Source organism: Sphingobium sp. C100 (genome assembly GCF_000508185.1).
Lineage (GTDB): Bacteria > Pseudomonadota > Alphaproteobacteria > Sphingomonadales > Sphingomonadaceae > Sphingobium.
This window is the reverse complement of sequence record NZ_AYOY01000176.1, coordinates 25851-42406: the sequence shown is the minus strand read 5'-3', so window position 1 is coordinate 42406 and position 16556 is coordinate 25851. Positions and strand designations below refer to the sequence as shown.

General features: G+C 63.9%; 16 protein-coding genes. 5 read left to right on the top strand and 11 right to left on the bottom strand.

Translation table 11 applies throughout. The features are described 5' to 3' along the window. Positions 1–47 precede the first annotated feature (47 nt). The 3 genes from C100_RS42075 to C100_RS42065 all read right to left on the bottom strand — a co-directional run bounded on the left by C100_RS42075 (position 48) and on the right by C100_RS42065 (position 3815). The gene (locus tag C100_RS42075) at positions 48–866 is read right to left on the bottom strand and encodes an enoyl-CoA hydratase/isomerase family protein (protein WP_024021139.1); all 819 of its coding nucleotides are present in this window, start codon (positions 864–866) and stop codon (positions 48–50) included. A gap of 194 nt (positions 867–1060) precedes the next feature. Then, positions 1061–3451 (bottom strand): TonB-dependent receptor, encoded by a 2391-nt coding sequence (locus C100_RS42070; RefSeq protein WP_031310000.1) that lies wholly within the window; start codon positions 3449–3451, stop codon positions 1061–1063. A 166-nt stretch (positions 3452–3617) separates the two neighbouring features. Further along, a complete protein-coding gene (locus tag C100_RS42065) occupies positions 3618–3815 on the bottom strand; it encodes a ferredoxin (protein ID WP_024021137.1) in 198 nt (65 codons plus the stop codon). Positions 3816–4312: 497 nt separating this feature from the next. Here C100_RS42065 and C100_RS42060 point away from each other — a divergent pair, with 497 nt between their 5' ends. Together C100_RS42060 and C100_RS42055 are read left to right on the top strand one after the other, a co-directional pair. Further along, the gene (locus tag C100_RS42060) at positions 4313–4714 is read left to right on the top strand and encodes a Zn-ribbon domain-containing OB-fold protein (RefSeq protein ID WP_024021136.1); all 402 of its coding nucleotides are present in this window, start codon (positions 4313–4315) and stop codon (positions 4712–4714) included. Between the two features lie 37 nt (positions 4715–4751). Further along, positions 4752–5465: a DUF2889 domain-containing protein gene (locus tag C100_RS42055; protein ID WP_024021135.1), complete on the top strand. Its 714-nt coding sequence runs from the start codon at positions 4752–4754 to the stop codon at positions 5463–5465. 70 nt (positions 5466–5535) lie between these two features. Here C100_RS42055 and C100_RS42050 read toward each other — a convergent pair whose 3' ends face one another. After that, on the bottom strand, positions 5536–6348 hold the full coding sequence (locus tag C100_RS42050) for a helix-turn-helix domain-containing protein (RefSeq protein ID WP_024021134.1): 813 nt from the start codon (positions 6346–6348) through the stop codon (positions 5536–5538). 133 nt (positions 6349–6481) lie between these two features. Between C100_RS42050 and C100_RS42045 the strand changes: the two genes are divergently transcribed. Then, a complete protein-coding gene (locus C100_RS42045; RefSeq protein ID WP_024021133.1) occupies positions 6482–7468 on the top strand; it encodes an enoyl-CoA hydratase/isomerase family protein in 987 nt (328 codons plus the stop codon). Here the strand turns inward: C100_RS42045 and C100_RS42040 are convergent. The 5 genes from C100_RS42040 to C100_RS42020 are packed head-to-tail and all read right to left on the bottom strand — an operon-like array spanning position 7361 to position 12979. Continuing rightward, positions 7361–8785: an amidohydrolase family protein gene (locus tag C100_RS42040; protein ID WP_024021132.1), complete on the bottom strand. Its 1425-nt coding sequence runs from the start codon at positions 8783–8785 to the stop codon at positions 7361–7363. The two genes, C100_RS42045 and C100_RS42040, sit on opposite strands and share 108 nt — an antisense overlap. Further along, positions 8779–9939 (bottom strand): CoA transferase, encoded by a 1161-nt coding sequence (locus C100_RS42035; protein WP_024021131.1) that lies wholly within the window; start codon positions 9937–9939, stop codon positions 8779–8781. Before C100_RS42035 ends, C100_RS42040 begins: the two co-directional genes overlap by 7 nt. A 1-nt stretch (position 9940) precedes the next feature. Beyond that, entirely contained in the window at positions 9941–11434 is a 1494-nt protein-coding gene (locus C100_RS42030) for a class I adenylate-forming enzyme family protein (protein WP_024021130.1), read from the bottom strand. 10 nt (positions 11435–11444) lie between these two features. Continuing rightward, positions 11445–11738 (bottom strand): hypothetical protein, encoded by a 294-nt coding sequence (locus tag C100_RS42025; protein ID WP_024021129.1) that lies wholly within the window; start codon positions 11736–11738, stop codon positions 11445–11447. Between the two features lie 14 nt (positions 11739–11752). Then, positions 11753–12979: a CaiB/BaiF CoA transferase family protein gene (locus tag C100_RS42020; protein WP_162833678.1), complete on the bottom strand. Its 1227-nt coding sequence runs from the start codon at positions 12977–12979 to the stop codon at positions 11753–11755. A 278-nt stretch (positions 12980–13257) separates the two neighbouring features. Here C100_RS42020 and C100_RS42015 point away from each other — a divergent pair, with 278 nt between their 5' ends. Then, positions 13258–14037, top strand: coding sequence for an SDR family NAD(P)-dependent oxidoreductase (locus tag C100_RS42015; RefSeq protein WP_024021127.1), 780 nt, complete (start codon positions 13258–13260; stop codon positions 14035–14037). 191 nt (positions 14038–14228) lie between these two features. Further along, positions 14229–14522: a hypothetical protein gene (locus tag C100_RS42010; protein ID WP_024021126.1), complete on the top strand. Its 294-nt coding sequence runs from the start codon at positions 14229–14231 to the stop codon at positions 14520–14522. A gap of 130 nt (positions 14523–14652) precedes the next feature. Here the strand turns inward: C100_RS42010 and C100_RS0125165 are convergent, their stop codons facing one another. Both C100_RS0125165 and C100_RS42005 read right to left on the bottom strand, forming a co-directional pair. Continuing rightward, a complete protein-coding gene (locus tag C100_RS0125165) occupies positions 14653–15162 on the bottom strand; it encodes a MarR family winged helix-turn-helix transcriptional regulator (protein ID WP_024021125.1) in 510 nt (169 codons plus the stop codon). A gap of 28 nt (positions 15163–15190) precedes the next feature. Next, the gene (locus C100_RS42005) at positions 15191–16453 is read right to left on the bottom strand and encodes an acetyl-CoA C-acetyltransferase (RefSeq protein WP_024021124.1); all 1263 of its coding nucleotides are present in this window, start codon (positions 16451–16453) and stop codon (positions 15191–15193) included. Positions 16454–16556 lie beyond the last annotated feature (103 nt).

The following is a 16556-nucleotide window of genomic DNA, read 5'->3' as shown; positions in this document are numbered from 1 at the left end:
CTGCGCTACCGTGCAGGGGCGGCGGTTCGCGCCGTTCCTGCCCTATTTCACGGCTTGTCCTTGCTCCCGACCGTCTCAAGGTGACGCCTGAACAGCGTCTCATGATCCGGGTTCATTATCAGCGCGCTGTTGGCCAGTCGCTCGACATTGCGCGCCTGGGCGAGGTTGACGTCGCGGGCCAATTCGATGGCGAGCTTGGCGGTGCCCATCTGTTCGCCATTTTGCGCAGTGAGATGGCGGCAGAACGCCATGACTTCCTCTTCGAAGCTTTCGTCCGGGAAGACTTCATGGACCAGCCCCATCACATAGGCGCGGTCGGCATCGACCAGCTTGTTCGCCATGATGAAATAGCGCGCCCAATGCGTCCCCACGATGCGCGTGAGCCTGCTGACGCCATTGGAAGCGGGGATCACGCCCTGCTTGCCCTCCGGGAAGGAGTAATGCGCGCTCTTCGCTGCGAGCCTGAAATCGCAGGAAAGCGAAAGCTCCAGGCCGCCGCCGACACACGGCGCATGGTGGGCGACGACGATCGGCTTCTCGATCGCTTCCATTTCGTCATACATGCGATGCATGCCATTGAGGCCGGTGCGATGGCGTTCGCGCACCTGGCTGGCGGTCTTGGGCGGCGCGGGCCTCGTGCCCGATTTAAGATCGACCCCGGCGCAGAAATAGCGGCCGGTCGCGCGCACCAGCATCACCTTGAGATCCGGGTCGTCGCGAAAGCGCAGCAGGGCCTCGTTGAACAGCCTGAGGGCTTCCCCGCTGAGCGCGTTGAGCTTGGCGGGCCGGTTGAGCGTGGCGATCAGAATCGCATCGTCCACATGCGTCAGCAGATGAGGCTCTTCGGCGACGGGTGCTTGTGTCATGCTACTCTCCTTGGCCCGCATTTTAGGGCTATGCAGTCGCTTTCCGCCAAGCCATGGGGCGGCGTCAAGCGGGCGGGGGTGCAGGTATCGCCCCACCGACGCTTGGCGCGCGCCTTCATGAAAAGAAGGAGCGGTCGTTGCCGACCGCTCCTTCTTGCCAGCCCACCTGGTCAGGCGCTTTGGGCATTCCTGTTTTAGAAGCGCACCCGCACGCGACCGCCATACATGCGCGGCTGGCCCGGACCGACCGATTCAAAGCCTGCGCTGTTATAGCTGCCGCCCACGATCGCCAGATATTTCTCGTTGGTCACGTTTGTCGCGAACAGTGCGAAATCGAGCGGCCCCCCGGCGACGGAGTTCCAGTTCAGGTTGAGGTTGAGCAGGTCGGTAGCAGGCAATACGCCGATTGGCGTTGCCGCAGGCGCGGCTGCAATCTGGCTGTCCGTATGGGTGAAGGTCGCACCGAAGGAGATCTTTCCGATCGAGCTATCGATTGGCAGCGTATAAGTGCCGGTCACGGTGACGCGATTCTTTGGCGACAGAGTGAGCGGACCGCCAACGGTCGCGGTCGGGATCAGCGCCGTGAACCGGGTCGGGTCGAATGCCGGCGGGTTGAAGGACTGCAGCTTGGTGTCGAGATAGGCGTAACCTACGTCGAACGTCAGGCCCTGCACCGGGGTTAGCGAAGCCTCGACTTCGACCCCGCGGATGCGCGACTTGCCCGCGTTGATCAGCGCGGTTGCGGGCGAATTGCCGGGCGTTGGCACGCCGTTGGCCTGCAGGATCTGGTTGCTGAAGTCGTTATAGAAAGCGGCAATGTTGAAATAGCCGCGCACAGCGCCACTGAAGCTGGCCTTGGCACCCAGTTCGTAGGTGTCCACCTTCTCTGGCTGCCAAGTTGAGCCCAGGCCCACGTTTGAGGCGTTCACGCCGCCCTGGCGGTATCCGCGCGCATATTTGGCATAGAGCAGAACGTCATCGACGGGCTTATAGTCGATATCGATCAGCCACGTCGGCTTGCTCGATTTCTGGACTGTCGTCACCGCACATGCGCTCGCGTCGACAGCGCTGATTGTCGGATTGTTGGCGCATACGAATACAGGCACATTGGGGGTCGGGAAGAGGATGCGACGCACCTGGCCCAGACCTTCGACCCGGTCCTTGGAATAGCGGATACCGCCGGTGACGCTGAACTGATCGGTCAGCTTGTAAGTGGCCTGTGCATACAGACCAAGACTCTCGAACTTGTAGGCGCTCTGCGAATTCTGGATATTACCCGTTGCTCGACCGATCGAGGCACCGACCGGGTCGGAACATTGAAAGGCATAGATGTCGGTGCAGGCCAGAAGAATGGGCGAAAGCGTACTCTGAATGCCGAGCGTATCGCTGTTCTCATAGAAGAAACCGGCCTGCCAGATCAGCGCGTCGTTGGCGCTGCGCCCTTGAAGCTGCACTTCTTCCGAGAAAGTATATTGCGCGGCATTATAGCTGTCCTTGTCGGCATAAACGCCGACATAGGTAAACGGTGCCCCCGCAAAGGTGAAATTGTCGCCGAACAGGTTGGTGTTGTTCCTCGTTCTGAATTCACCATAGCTGGCGATATTCTTGACAGTGAAGGTGTCGCTGGCCAGCCAAGTGGTGGTGTTGATCGCCTGCCACTGTTCGATCTTCTGCATGGCAAGGGGGTTGCCATTCTCGATCTGGTAGAAGCCGGGCGTGCGGTCAAGCTGGGCACATGCGCGCGGCGCCAGGATGCCGGTGCTGAAGCCGGTCGGGGCGGTATTGCAGGTTGCGATTTTCGGGATGTAGCCGTTCGTGTCCGACTTGCTGTAGCTGGCAATCGTGTAATTTTCGAGGTCCGGCGTCAGGTCGAGCACCAGGCTGGCGCGCAGCGCGATGTAATCGACATTGTTAAAGTCCTTGGGGCCGATGCCGGACGTGTTCTCCAAAAAGCCGTCGCGGGTCTGTCGGTCCATGCCCAGACGCAAGCGCGCAGTGTCGGCGAGCGGCACGTTGATGACGGCCTGCAGGCGGCGGAGCGCATAATTGCCGACTGACCCTTCGACATAACCTTCCAGTTCGCTGGTCGGCTTCTGCGGCACCAGCAGGATTGCGCCGCCCGTCGTGTTGCGCCCGAACAGCGTGCCCTGCGGCCCTTTCAGCACCTGAATATTCTGTAGGTCGAACAACGAACCTGGACCGGCGCCATTGCCCGACTGGGTGCCGCCTTGCGAACGTAGCGCGCTGACGTCAGCGAAATAGACAGCCACGGAAGGCGCCGTCTGCGCTTCCTGCGTGAAGCCGCGGATCGCGAAGCTGGTATTTTCAGGGCCGAAGCGGCTGTTGCTGGTCAGTGAGGGCACATAGGTGCCGATGTCGCCGGCATTGACGATGTTCCGGTTCGCGATCTGCTGCGAACTCAGCACGGTAATGGAGATTGGCACGTCTTGCAGGCGTTCTTCAACGCGGCGGGCAGTGACGACGATGTCGTCGTTGGTGGCCTGCGCGAAGGCCGGTGTGCTGACGATCGTTGCTAGGGCGGCGGATGCGAGCAGCTCCACTTTCAAGATACTTCCCTTCGGCATTGTCTTCTCCCTCACTCGGGCTTCCTCTTGTGAGGCGCCCATGATTATTTGCGTGTCTAGAATTTAGCGCGTTTCGCTCGATTTATTGCTACTATGTTCTTTATATTATCTTCCAACCAGGCCTGCGCTCTGTCGCCCGGAAGATGAACGCCGTCCGCGCATGGGGTTACTGATCCTCTTCGATGAAAATGATTCGCTCCGGGCAGGCCCGCGCGCCGCGACGGGCCAGACTTGCCGATTCGGCCGGCACATCGAATCCATCGGTTGCGATATAACCATCGTCATCAAGGGGATAGAGCGCTTCCGCTACGGCATTGCACCGGGCGTTTCCGACGCATTGCGCTCTTTCGATCCTTATCCGCATCCCCCACCTATCTCTGCATTTTGCAGGCCAACTGCATTGGAGCAGCCAAGACCGGCGAAAACCTGTACCCCCTCTATTACTGGGTAAAGGAGCTCAACAGAACTACCGATAACGCAGCATCGCGGGGGCGTTATCGCGCGCTTTAGGAAGGCTGATCTTGTGTCCGGCCAGTAGCGCGATGAGTTTATATGATGAATACTAACCATGCTTAGTCACGGGACAGAAGACGCTGAATGGACGGAGATGGATATTCCATCCCAAGCGACCTCTTCCGGTAACGTTCGGAGGTTTGCCATGATCGACACTATCCTCGCGCGCCCGGTTGCCGCGTTGCAAACAGCGCGGGATGGACCGTCCGATCGTCTGATGGAGCGGCAAGTGTTTACAGGGGGAAACCGACCCCCATGCCGAGTTGCGTCTTGAGGAGGGACGACCCACTTTACACGGCGACCATGTGACCGGACCTGAAATTCTCTATCTGCTGGAAGGCCTGACCGATGCCCCGACCTTTGCCCCAACTGGACGAACTCAATCGCGCTTTCTGGACCGGCGGCAGCGCAGGCCGCCTGATGATCATGCGATGCCAGTCCTGCGCCGCCTACATCCATCCGCCGCGCCCGGTGTGCCGGACCTGCCTGTCGGAAGATGTCTCGCCCGAAGCGGTGTCGGGCACTGGCGTGATCGACACTTTCACCATCAATCACCAGTCCTGGTATCCCGGCCTGGAAGCGCCCTATGTCATCGCCAGGGTCGCGCTTGACGACGCGCCGGGGGTCATTCTCACCAGCAATATCGTCAATGCCCCGGTCGAGGCGGTCGAGTTTGGCGACAAGGTCAAGGTGACGTTCGAACAGCAGGACCATATTTTCATTCCGTTGTTCGAGAAAATCGCGGATTGAGCAGGCGGTCAGCGCATTTGCAGGAGAACTGACGGCGATGGATGTCAGGATCGAGGATCAGCCCGGTTTCCGCCGCCGCATCGTCATAACGCCCAACTCTGATCGCTCCACCTGCGAGGTTGAGGATGACTATCACCACATGAAGGTGAGCCTGATCCACGATGGCGAACGAGCGACGCAGGTCGAGGCGTTGATGATCCGGGTGCCGTGGACGACCTGCCCGGGCGCGCGAGCGGTGGCGGAAGCGACATTTACCGATATACGGCTCGATGCCTTTGCCCGGCGCGGCGAGAAAAAGGCCAATTGCACCCATCTCCATGACCTGGCCATCTGGGCAGCTGCGCACGCGCTCGATGCAGCGTCGACCTGCTACGATGTATTCGTCTCCGACCCCGTCGATGGCCTGTCGGCAGCGGAACTGCGGCGCAACGGCACAGCTCTGTTGCGCTGGAACGTGAGCGGGTTCACCATTGTCGATCCACCGGTCCTTGCCGGACTGCCGCTGACCGGCATTAACGAGTGGATCGCGACACGCGACCCGGCGGGGCAGGAAGCGGCGCGCATCCTGCGTTGGGCGTGCCTGCTTGCCCATGGGCGGCAGCGTGCGCGCAGGAAACTGTCCTATGAACAGGCGGACCTGCCGGCCGGGCAGTGCTTCACCTTCCAGCCCGAGCGAATGGCGACGGCGGCCCGCACCTTCGACACTTTTGTCGATTTCAGCGAGACTGGCACGATGCCGCTCAGCCATTGATTCGTTCTTCCATATAAGAAGGGGCGCCTGTTGGCGCCCCTTCTTATTCACCTGTTTACCGCAACGGAGATCAGGCTGCGTGAAGCAGCGGCTCGCAAGGTTCGGACGCATCCCGCAGGGGCGTTTCGGCATTCCGGCTCATGGCGGACCGCAGCGAGGCGATCAGCATCGAAGGATCGATATCCTCGCTCGGTTCGTAGACGAAACCAAGCGCGATAGGCCGGCTGCTGTCGTCGCTGGGCAGAAGAATGGCGGCGACATGCGCACTGCTGTCGAAGGCGACGGGGCCTGTGACAAAGCCGCGCATGGCCGCTTCCTGAACCTGCTGGTTCATCTGCGACGGCACGAACTTCTTTTCCTCGGGCGCCTCTGCATTCAGCCGGCGAAGCATCCCCGCACGGCGGTTCTGCTCGATCGTGGAAAGCAGCAGCAGGCCGACCGTGCTGTCGCACAGGCGTTCCTGCGCTCCGTTGCACAATTGCCCGGCATCGCGCGGTTCCTGCCTGGAGCCGAGCGACCAGCGGAAAATCTGGGTATTGAGGCCCACGAGACCGAACAGGGCCATGCTGAGGCCATGCTGCGCAATCAGCGAATCGACGACGACCGACAAGGTGCCGTGCCGCACGAAGGCTGGCTGCGCTATCGAGCCCAAAATGGCGGCACGCGGGGTCAGCGTGTAAAGGCGCGATCGGTTGTCCTTGTAGAGCATCCCCAACTCGACCAACGTCGCGAGAAGTTCGGACGTGCTCGACTGAGGGCGGTTATAGCGGCGGACGATGTCCATCACCGTCGCTTCACGATGTTGCTCATCAAAATATTCTAGGACTTCAATGATGCGCCGAGCCGTCTTGGCCTTGTTCCCATCACAATGCGCTGCCAGCATACACCTCTCTCCTTTCATTTTCTCAATGCTGCACTTGGAAAGTTCCCAAGTCAAGAAAAATTAGAGCATGTCGGTTCTTCTAGAATATCAGTTAAGGTTATAATGGCCCACATCGGCCCAAACTGGGGGAAAAATGACGATCCAAGCATGTGAGATCGGCTATGAGGCGCTGCAAAACCGGGATTGGGGCGATCAGGCGATTGCGCTGGTCGATCTGGCTACCCTGCCGGAAAATGCTGCGCCGCCGCCGCTGCCGCCTTTCCCGGTGGTCGCCCGGGGCGATCCCGCGCATCCGGCCGCGACCTGGTTCGACGCCGTACTGGAACCGCCGTTTTCCGCGGAAATGCTGCTTACAGGTGCGTCTCGTCACCCGCAGGCGGCGGCCGCCCTGGTGCAGTTGCTGCGCGCGATCGAACCGCTGCCGACCGCACTTGCGCTACCGACCGAGTCGATGGCCTATGGTCTATTGCTGGGCGGTGGGGAGTGCGCCCGATGGCTTGCGGATCGAATTCCGGCATCCATGCCTGCAGCACCGGGCTGCGTCCATGTCCAACGCGAGGATGCGTGCCTGACACTGACGCTGGACCGACCCTTAGCGCAGAATGCGATCGATGTCGGTATGCGGGACAGGCTCTACGAAGCGCTCATGGTTGCGCTGCTCGACCCGAGCATCACGCGAGTCGCTCTGCGCGGCAAGGGGCGGGCCTTTTCCGTGGGGGCCGATCTGGATGAGTTCGGCACGACGCGCGACCCGGCGCTCGGCCACTGGATCCGCAGTCGCACGCTTCCCGCGCTGTTGCTCGCCCAATGCAGCGACCGCCTTGACGTGCACATTCAGGGAGCCTGCGTCGGATCGGGCCTGGAAATGGCCGCTTTCGCGCGCATCGTCACCGCCGCCCCACAAGCCTGGTTTCAATTGCCCGAGGTGGGCATGGGCCTGCTGCCCGGCGCCGGCGGCTGCGTTTCCGTGTCGCGTCGGATCGGGCGGGGCCGGGCCTTGCTGCTGATGCTTTCAGGCCGACGCATTAACGCGCAAACGGCGCTCCGTTGGGGCCTGGTCGATCGCATCGAAAATCATGACGCCCTGCACGAAGGTGGCAAGGGCATTGACCCCGGCTAGGTTGCGCCGTGCCGCCGCCCAGTCCCGGTCGATCAGGCACAGGTCGGCGACCGCACCGGGCGATACGCATCGTCGCGCCCGCAGATCGACCGGATCGCGCAGATACAGGTCGAGCGCTTCTTCGGCGCTCAGTGCTTCTTCCGCGCCGATGATTTGGCCATCCCTGGTCCGTCGCGACACGGCGGCCGCCATCGATGCCCAGGGATCGGGTCGTCCAAAAGGCGCATCGCTGCCCGCTGCCAGCGCGACGCCCGCAGCGCGAAAGGCGCGCAGGCGATAGAGAAGGGGGTGTTGGCGCGGTTCGGTATCGGCCAGATAGGCGTCGCCCCGTTCGCTGATGAAGTGCGGCTGGCTGACGACCGCCAGGCCGAGCCGCGCGATTTCGTCGACCGACTCGTCCGGCGCTACGCCGGCATGTTCAATCCGGTCGCCCGGATGCGCGCCCGCCGTCCCGATGGCGGCCAGGGTGAAAACCAGTTCCACCTCCGTCACGCAATGCACCGCAACCCCGCGTCCCTCCTCGTGCGCGGCCCCGATCTGGGCGACGAGATCATCAAAGGTCGGCAGGGCCGCTTCATGCAAATGCAGCTTCACCGGCCCGCGGCGCATGTGCACGCCCATGTCCGATTCACGCAGACTCGGTCGACCCGCCACCAGCAGCCCTTGCGGCAGCGCCCCGCGCGCCTGCTCCGCGGCATAAAAGGCCGCCATCGCACCATCATTGCGGGGCGTCATTTCGGTCAGGCCGGTGACGCCGCGCCTTGCCAGCAGCGCCCCGACCGCAGCGAGCGAGGGCGGCGCAGAGGCCAATGCCTCGGTCAGCCAGGCGTCATCGTCGAACAGCCGGCCGGTGAAACGCCCCCCCACTTGCTCCAGTCCCGGCGGCGCTGCCCTGCGCGCCAGCAGATGGTCGAGCGCCATCGAGTTCAGAAACCACATACGCCCGCCACGATGCTGGATGCGGACGGGCCGGTCGGGCGCCATCCGGTCGAGCATCGCCGCGTCGAGCATTCCGGCCACGCTTTCATGATAGCCGATGCCCCGCACCCAGCCGTCCCCCGCGATCGCGAGCGCGCTGACAAGATCCACATCATTCGTCACTATGGGCGGGCCGCAGGGTATGGAGGCATGGGACGCGGCCAGCGCGGGCAGATGAATATGATGATCGTGCAGGCCGGGCAGCAGCAGCCGGCCGCCCGCAGCGATGCAGCACTCTCCCGGCTCCGGCCTCAACTGCCCTATCGCCGATATCCGCGCCCCGGCGATCCGGACATCAGCCCGCTGTCCGCCCTCCAATTCGGCGTTGCGGATCAGCATGGCATGGGTTCGGCAGCCAGGAGGGGCGCTGTCGAAGCGTCGCGCGCCGGCACGGCGGGAAACGGACTGCCCGCCGCCGCGCGCCAGCAACGCAACTGCGCCTTGAAATCCGACGCGTCACGCGCCTGTGCCTGTGCGATCGCCCGTGCCACAACGCCGCGCATCGACAATATGAACGCCCCGCCGCGTCCCTCGCGCCATGCGGCGCTGAGCGCACGCGCGGCATATAAGCCTGAAAGGGGGTCGCCCAATGCATCGCCGATGAAGCCTGGTTCGCCGGTCGCCCCGCGCATCGCCGCGCTCGCCCCGCCGGCCACTGCGCTATCGTCGCCATAACCGATCCATGTCGCACGGTCGCCGTCCGCGCCATGGCCGGTGATGGTCAGCCAGAGCCGGCCTGGCTTCCCGGCAACGAAACCCATTGGGTCAAGGCCCAGTTGCGCCAGTGCGCGGGGCCGGGCGGCCGCGACCACCATGTCCGCCGCATCGATCAGATCGAACAGGGCACTGCGCCCCTGTGCCGAGCGCAAGTCCAGCTGCCGCTCGACCTTGCCTTGGTTCAGCAGGGAGAACAGCCGCGAATCGCGGCCATCCCGCATCCGGTCCGGACGCGTCACGCTTTCGATCCTGGTGACCTGCGCGTCGGCAAGATGCAGCAGATGGGTGCAGAGCGGCCCGGCCCACAGCGCGGACAAGTCGACTATGCGGGGCATGTCGCCCGGCGGCGCGGCGCGCGGCGCGTCGCCAAGCTGGACCAGAGCCGGCGAAGCGGACTCGATCTCATCCTCGGCAGCGATTGCGAGGCCCAAGGCGCGGCCTTGTGCGACCAGCGCCTGCGCATCCTGACGGGCAAAGGCGGTGGCGAGCGCCTCATCGTCCGCGTCGGCAACATCCTGTGTGCGGAGCAGGGCGGGGAGGAGCGTCCGGTCGTCATCGCGGGCCAGCGTGAGCGCAATCCATCCGCTGGCGGTAGGATAGAGCCGGCACCCACCGCCGGCCGAGCGCAGGCCGGGGACGGGGAGGTCGGCAAACAAGGCGCGTTCGCCCAGCAATGTGGCGCCGGCAATCTGCGCCAGCGCCTGGATTTCGGTCGCGCGGGCCAAATCGCCGATCCATGCATCGGCAACGTCGGCGAGCGGGATCGACAAGGACATGTCAGCCCTGGAAATGCGCTTTGACCTGCCGCCGCAACAGCTTACCCATTTCATTATAGGGCAGCACTTCCAGGTAGCTGATCCGTTCCGGCACGCGCGACGAACGCAGGCGACTGCGGATCAACTCGCACAATTCCGCTTCGCTCGCGGGGTTGTGACCGGGTCGGACGACGATGGCCACGCCAACCGCTTCGCCCCATTCCAGCGAGGGCACGGCCACGGCGCAGGCATCGGCGACGCACGGATGCGTCATCAGCACATCCTCAATCTCTCCGGGCGAGATATTCTCACCGCCGCGCACAATCACATCGTCGGCGCGACCGGCCAGGAACAGATAGCCTTCCGCGTCCAGCCAGCCCGCGTCACGGGTGGGGAACCATCCCTCTGCATCCAGTGCGCTGCGTTCCCGATATTCTCCCGACACCTGATCGCCGCGAACATAGATTTCGCCGCGCTCGCCGACCGGCAGTTTGCGGCCTTCCTCGTCGCGAATCTCCAGTTCGATGGTGGGCAGCGGCCGACCAACGGAACCCAGCCGCGCCCGCACCGTCGGGTCGTCCGACCGGTGGGCAGCGCGATGCTCCTCGGGGCCGAGCAGCGCTATGGTGGAGCTGGTCTCGGTAAGCCCATAGGCGTTGGTGAAGGCCGCTTCCGGAAACAGATCGAGTGCGCGATCGATCAGCTCCGTCGGCATACGTCCGCCGCCATAGGCGATGGCGCGGAGCGAGGTGAGTTCATGTCCACCGCGCGCTTCCATCGCGGCGATGACGCGCGCCAACATTGTCGGCACGACGAAGGCGTGCGTCGCCCCTTCGTCCGATGCGAGGTCAAGCCAGGCGTCCGGCTCGAACGCCGGCAACAGCAACAGGCGGCGCATCGCATAGGTGGAGCTGAGCAACGCGGCGATGCCGGCAATATGATAGGGCGGCACACTGACCAGTGCGGCCTCGCCCTCTTCCGCGCTCATGAACTCGACCGTGCCCAGAATATAGGACAGCAGGTTCGCGTGGCGCAGTACCGCAGCCTTCGGCACGCCGGTCGTGCCGCTGGTGAACAACTGGACCGCGACCGGCTCATCGCTCTCTTCCAGCTCCGGGCCATCGGCCCGCGCTTCGGCCTGTTCGATCAGGGTCTGGCGGGTCCAAAACAGATGTCCACCATCGGGGTTCAACCGCTCTGCGCGCGCCGTATCGCCCACCAGTGCGGCCGGCGCGATGCGTGCGAGCAACGCGCTCAAGTCGACATCGGCCAAACGATAGTTCAGCGGCACATAGGGTATGCCGGCGATCGCCGCACCGAACAGGGTGATCGCGGCAGCGGCGCTGTTTTCATCGAGCAGCGCGACATGGCTCGCGCCGCTCTCCCGGAACAGCCGCGCGGCGCCTGTGGCGGCGCGGTGCAACTCCCCATAGGACCAGCGGCGGCCTTCGCACACGATCGCGATACGGTCAGGGTCGGCGTCGGCCGCCATCTGGAGAATGAGCGAGATGTTCATGCTGGTGCGATCAGTCCGAAGAAGGGAGAGGCTTGGCGTCTTTGGCGCGCAGCGCCGTGCCGCTGAGCGCCAGCGAGCCGGTCCCGGCCTTCACGCACAGCAATTCGATCGTGCCCGCTTCGTCGACATAGCGCTTTCCGATCTTGGTGCCTTCCGCAAAGGCGGCGTCCACGGTGCCGCGCTCGGCGGGTCGTTCCTCCGCCATCGGCGCACCGCCACATTCGATGTCGCCTTCGCCCACGCGGATCACCATGACTTCGGTGTCGCAGACAGAACTTTTGAGTTTCGTACCAGGTTTCATCATCTCTCTCTGTTCAATTAGGCGATAGCCGCCGCAGCTTTCAGCGCTTCGATCCGGTCCCAGTCCAGGCCCGCTTCCATCAGAACGATCTCGGTATGCTCGGATGCGGTCGGGGCGCGGGTCGTTTCGACCGGTTGATGGTTGAACTGGATCGGGCCGCGGACCAGCTTGAGTGGCGCGCCGCCTTCCGCCGCCTCCACTTCGAACAGCATGTCGTTGGCCAGCGCCTGTTCGTCGGTCGCCATATGGAGCAGGCTCTGCACCGGCGCCCACTGGCCGCGATAGGTTTTGAGATGCTGGCGCCAATAATCGAACGGCTTGCTGCCGATGGCCTTGACGATGATTGCGCTGGCGTCGGCCCAATTCTGCATCAGCGCATGGACATCGGCAAAGCGCGGATCGTCCGCCGCCTCGGGATGTCCCAAATGGGTGAAGAGGTCGCGGATATAGGGGCCTGGCGTCAGGGTGCACAGGTTGATCGTCTCGCCATCGGACGTGGTGTAATTGCCCATGAAGGGGTTAACGCCCGAAGCGCCGGACCGGGGCATGTGCTGACGCGGCGCGATGCCGGTTTCGATCGCCTGATCGATCGCCGCCCCCGACGCCCACCATGCGGTGCTCAGCAGCGAAACATCGACCTCCAGCGCCTCGCCGGTCCGTGCCCGATGGAACAGGGCCGCCGAAATGCCGCCCGCAATGTTCATCCCGCCGATCGAGTCGCCAAAGGCCGGCATCGGCTGCGTAAACACGCCCTCAATCTCTTCAGGCGTCATGGTATAGGCGATCCCGCTGCGCGACCACCAGGCCGTCCCGTCGAAGCCGCCCACTTCACGCTCTGGTCCCTTGTCGCCATAGGCGCTGCCGCGCGCATAGATGATGTCGGGATTGGCGGCACGGATCTGATCGATGTCGATGCCCAGCTTCCGCCGCGCGCTCGGCAGATAGTTGGTCAGGAACACATCGGCCGTCTTGGCGAGTTCATAGATGACCTCGCGGCCGCCCTCGGTGGAAATGTCGACGCCCACGCTACGCTTGCCGCGATTGGGATGCTCGATCAGCGTGTTGCGGTTGGGATCGACCTTGACCCCGCCCAGGTTGATGAAGCCGCGTTGCGTATCGCCACGGACGGGATGCTCGATCTTGATGACATCCGCACCCCAGTCGGCCAGGATCGCGCCGGCTGCCGGGACGAAGGTGAACTGGGCCACCTCCAATATGCGTATGCCCTTCATAACCTGTGTCATGGGATCCCCAAATCATGCCTGCCCGGAAGCGGTGACTTTCCGGCCCTCTTTAAACATATGGTCTTATTGTCACCGTCGCGCAGGGCAAGTGTTGCGGGCCTTGGCAAATCAGGCATCGCGCGCCCGATGAAATTGCGTCCATCGACAGCATCCGGTGGGACAGTCCGGTCATCTTGCGTAAGGCCATGATTGCGCCGGCCCGTCCTGCGCCGGAGGGGATGTGCGGCCCGCGATCATGGCGCCGATGTCCGTGTCCGAACATTGTCAGGGAGAGCATCATGAAGATCGACAGTTCGCTCGCAGCAATCGTCACCGGCGGCGCGTCCGGGCTTGGCCTTGCAACCGTCAAGGCGCTGCGCGCTGCCGGGGTTTCGGTTGCGATCTTCGATCTGCGCGAAGAGCCGGGCGAGCAGGCCGCGGCCGAAACCGGCGCACTTTTCTGCCAGTGCGACGTCCTGTCGGAAGAAAGCGTCGATGCAGCCTTTGCCAAGGCGCGCGCGGCGCATGGTCAGGAACGGGCGCTGATTTCCTGCGCCGGCGGCGGCGATTCCGGCAAGGCGGTGAGCCGCGACAAGGAAACCGGAGAGATTAAGCGCTTTCCCACCGATCGGTTCGAATGGGTGTTGGCAGTGAATGCGGTCGGCTCTTTTCGCTGTCTCACGCGCGCGGCCGCCGGCATGATGACGCTCGATCCCATCGACGGTGAACGCGGCGTCATCGTCAACACCGCTTCCACCGCGGCGACCGACGGCATGTCCGGCCAGGCCGCCTACGCCGCGGCGAAAGCGGCGATCATCGGCATGAGCCTGCCGATCGCCCGCGACCTGGCGCGCGATGGCATCCGCGTGAATGTGATCCAGCCCGGCTTTTTCGCGACGCCGCCGATGTTGCGGATGCCGCCCCAGCATCTTGAGAAACTCGCGACCCAGGTTCAGGCGCCCGGTCGTCTGGGCCAGCCCGAAGAATTTGCCAGCCTGGCGCTGGAGATGATCCGCAACGCCTATCTGAACGCGGCGACCATTCGGCTTGATGCCGGTATGCGGATGCCGCCGCGCTGACCCCGCAGGGCCGCGCGCGCCGATGCCGGAGCGCGGCCCGCCATGCATCGCCGGGAAGATAGCCGGCCACCGCTTCGCCAAATTCTTTGCTGCAACACAGCATCGCTCTTGACTCGATTCAGCGCGAACGCTAACGGGGCTTAGTTTCGATTGCGGGCTTGCCGCTATCATGAGTCTGAGGAGTTTCTAAGGTGAAGAATTTCGGTCTCTTCCTGCTTGCCACCGCAGCTGCCATGTCGCCTGCCATGGCCCAGGACCAGGCGCCGGCGGATCAGTCCGCCACGGCGAGCATCGCTTCGCGCGGCAAGATGCTGGTGGATGTGAAGGGTGCGCGGCTGGCGCCTGTTTATCGCGTGAACGACGATGGCTCGGTCGCGATCATCTTCGAAGGCAGCATGATCAGCGTTCCGGGCGACACCCTCTCGGTTGTCGGCGGCAAGCTGACGACCAGCCTCAAGAAGACGGACGTCATCGCGCTGCGCTGAGCGGTGGTGACCGGCGCGCGCGCATCATGCTGCGCCGCAGTGTAGCGAAATGCAAAAAAAGGGGCGCAGCACGGCTGCGTCCCTTTTTTATGGCTCCATCCCAGCAGACGCAGATGAAGGCCTATAAGGTCTAATCAATCGGTATCGCGTCAGCCTCGACTTTTGGCGAGACGACGGGACATTCCGCAGACACGCGCCCACCGATCGCGATATTGGCCGAAATTCGCGCCAGAAATTGCTCGAGCTGATCCAGTTCGTCGGTACTGAAACCGCGGAAGGTCTGTTTTTCCTGCGCGGCCGCGACCACCGACAGCTCGTCGAGCAGCGGCTGCGCCGCCGCGGTCAAATGCACGAAATAGGTCCGGCGGTTGTTGGGGTTGCCGCGCCGCTCCAGAAATCCATCGGCACAGAGCCGTTCAACCAGCCGCCCCGCCGTGACCTCGGTCACTTGCAGCCGTTCGGCGATCGCGCGCTGAGACACGCCCGGCTTGCGCGAAACCAGTGCAATCACGGCGAATTTCGCGCGCGAAACGCCCATCTGCTCAACGCTCTGGTCGAACCGCTGAACGATCTGGCGCGCCGTGACGGTCAGCTTGCGCGCGATGGCGCGTGTACGCGGTTCTCCGGTCGTGTCGCCCATTATCCCAACAATGCTCCTGCGGGCACCCTCACGGCGCGACGCGCTCGATGATGATGGCCGGCGCCATGCCGCCGGCGGCGCACATGGTGATGAGCCCGCGCTTCAGCCCCTGTCGTTCCAACTCGTCTAGCACCGTGCCGATCAGGATTGCACCTGTCGCGCCGATGGGATGGCCCAACGCGATCGCCCCGCCATTGACGTTGATGCGGTCCCGATCGATACCCAGATTGCGGATGAACTTTTCCACGACGACGGCGAAGGCCTCATTCACTTCCCAAAGATCGATATCTTGCACGCTAAGTCCGGCCCGTTCCAGCACTTTGCGCGCAGCGGGCACCGGACCGTTCAGCATCAGCGTGGGATCATCGCCCATGTTGGCGGTGGCGACGATGCGGGCGCGGGGCCTCAGCCCGTGGGTGCGGGCATATTCACCCGACGCGATCAGGAGCGCAGCGGCGCCGTCGACCACGCCTGAAGAGCTGCCGGCATGATGCACCGGCACGATGTCCAGGTCGGGATAGCGCCGATTGATGAGCTGGCGGTAGGTGGTGCCGTCGCGCTCGGCCGGCATGTCGGCGATCTGCTCGAATGCGGGCTTGAGCGCGGCCAGCGCCTCGGCCGTGGTATCCGGCCGGGGATATTCCTCATGGTCCAGGATCACGGCGCCGTCATCGGCCAGGACCGGGACGATCGATCGGTCGAAACGTCCCTCGGCGATCGCGCGCGCGGCACGCTTCTGGCTTTCAAGCGCAAAGGCGTCGAGCGCCTCCCGGCCGATGCCTTCCATCGCGGCGATTGCGTCGGCGGCCAGCCCCTGATTGGATTGGGGATGACGCGCCTGCAACCGGGCGTTGTCGGACCCCAGCGTCGCCGAATGCAGCAGGCCGGCCGCGCGCATGTCACGGGAAAATTGCGTGACATAGGACAGCATCTCGGAGCCGCCGGCGATCACCAGATCCTCCATCCCCGCCATGATCTGGGCCGCCCCCAGCGACGTGGCGGTCAGGCCGCTGCCACAGAAGCGGTCGAGCGTCACGCCGCTCACCTTGACGTCGAAGCCGGCATCCAGCGCCGCCATGCGGGCCAGGTCGCCCCCTTGCAGGCCGTTCTGCGCACTCACGCCCCAGATGACGTCGTCAATGTCGGCGGTGTCCAGATGATTGCGCGCCACGAGCGCCTTCATGACCACGGCCGCCAGATGTTGCGGGTGCATACCGGCCAACGCGCCCTTGCCCGCCTTGCCGATTCCCCGGGGCGTGCGCACCGCGTCGATGATATAAGCCTCAGCCATTGCTATCCCACATCTGCCCGCCGCCCGGATGTGGCGGCCCGTCATCTACATAAGGGCGATAATCCAAAGCGGAAGCCGATGTGCGGAGGCAGGTGGGGTCGGT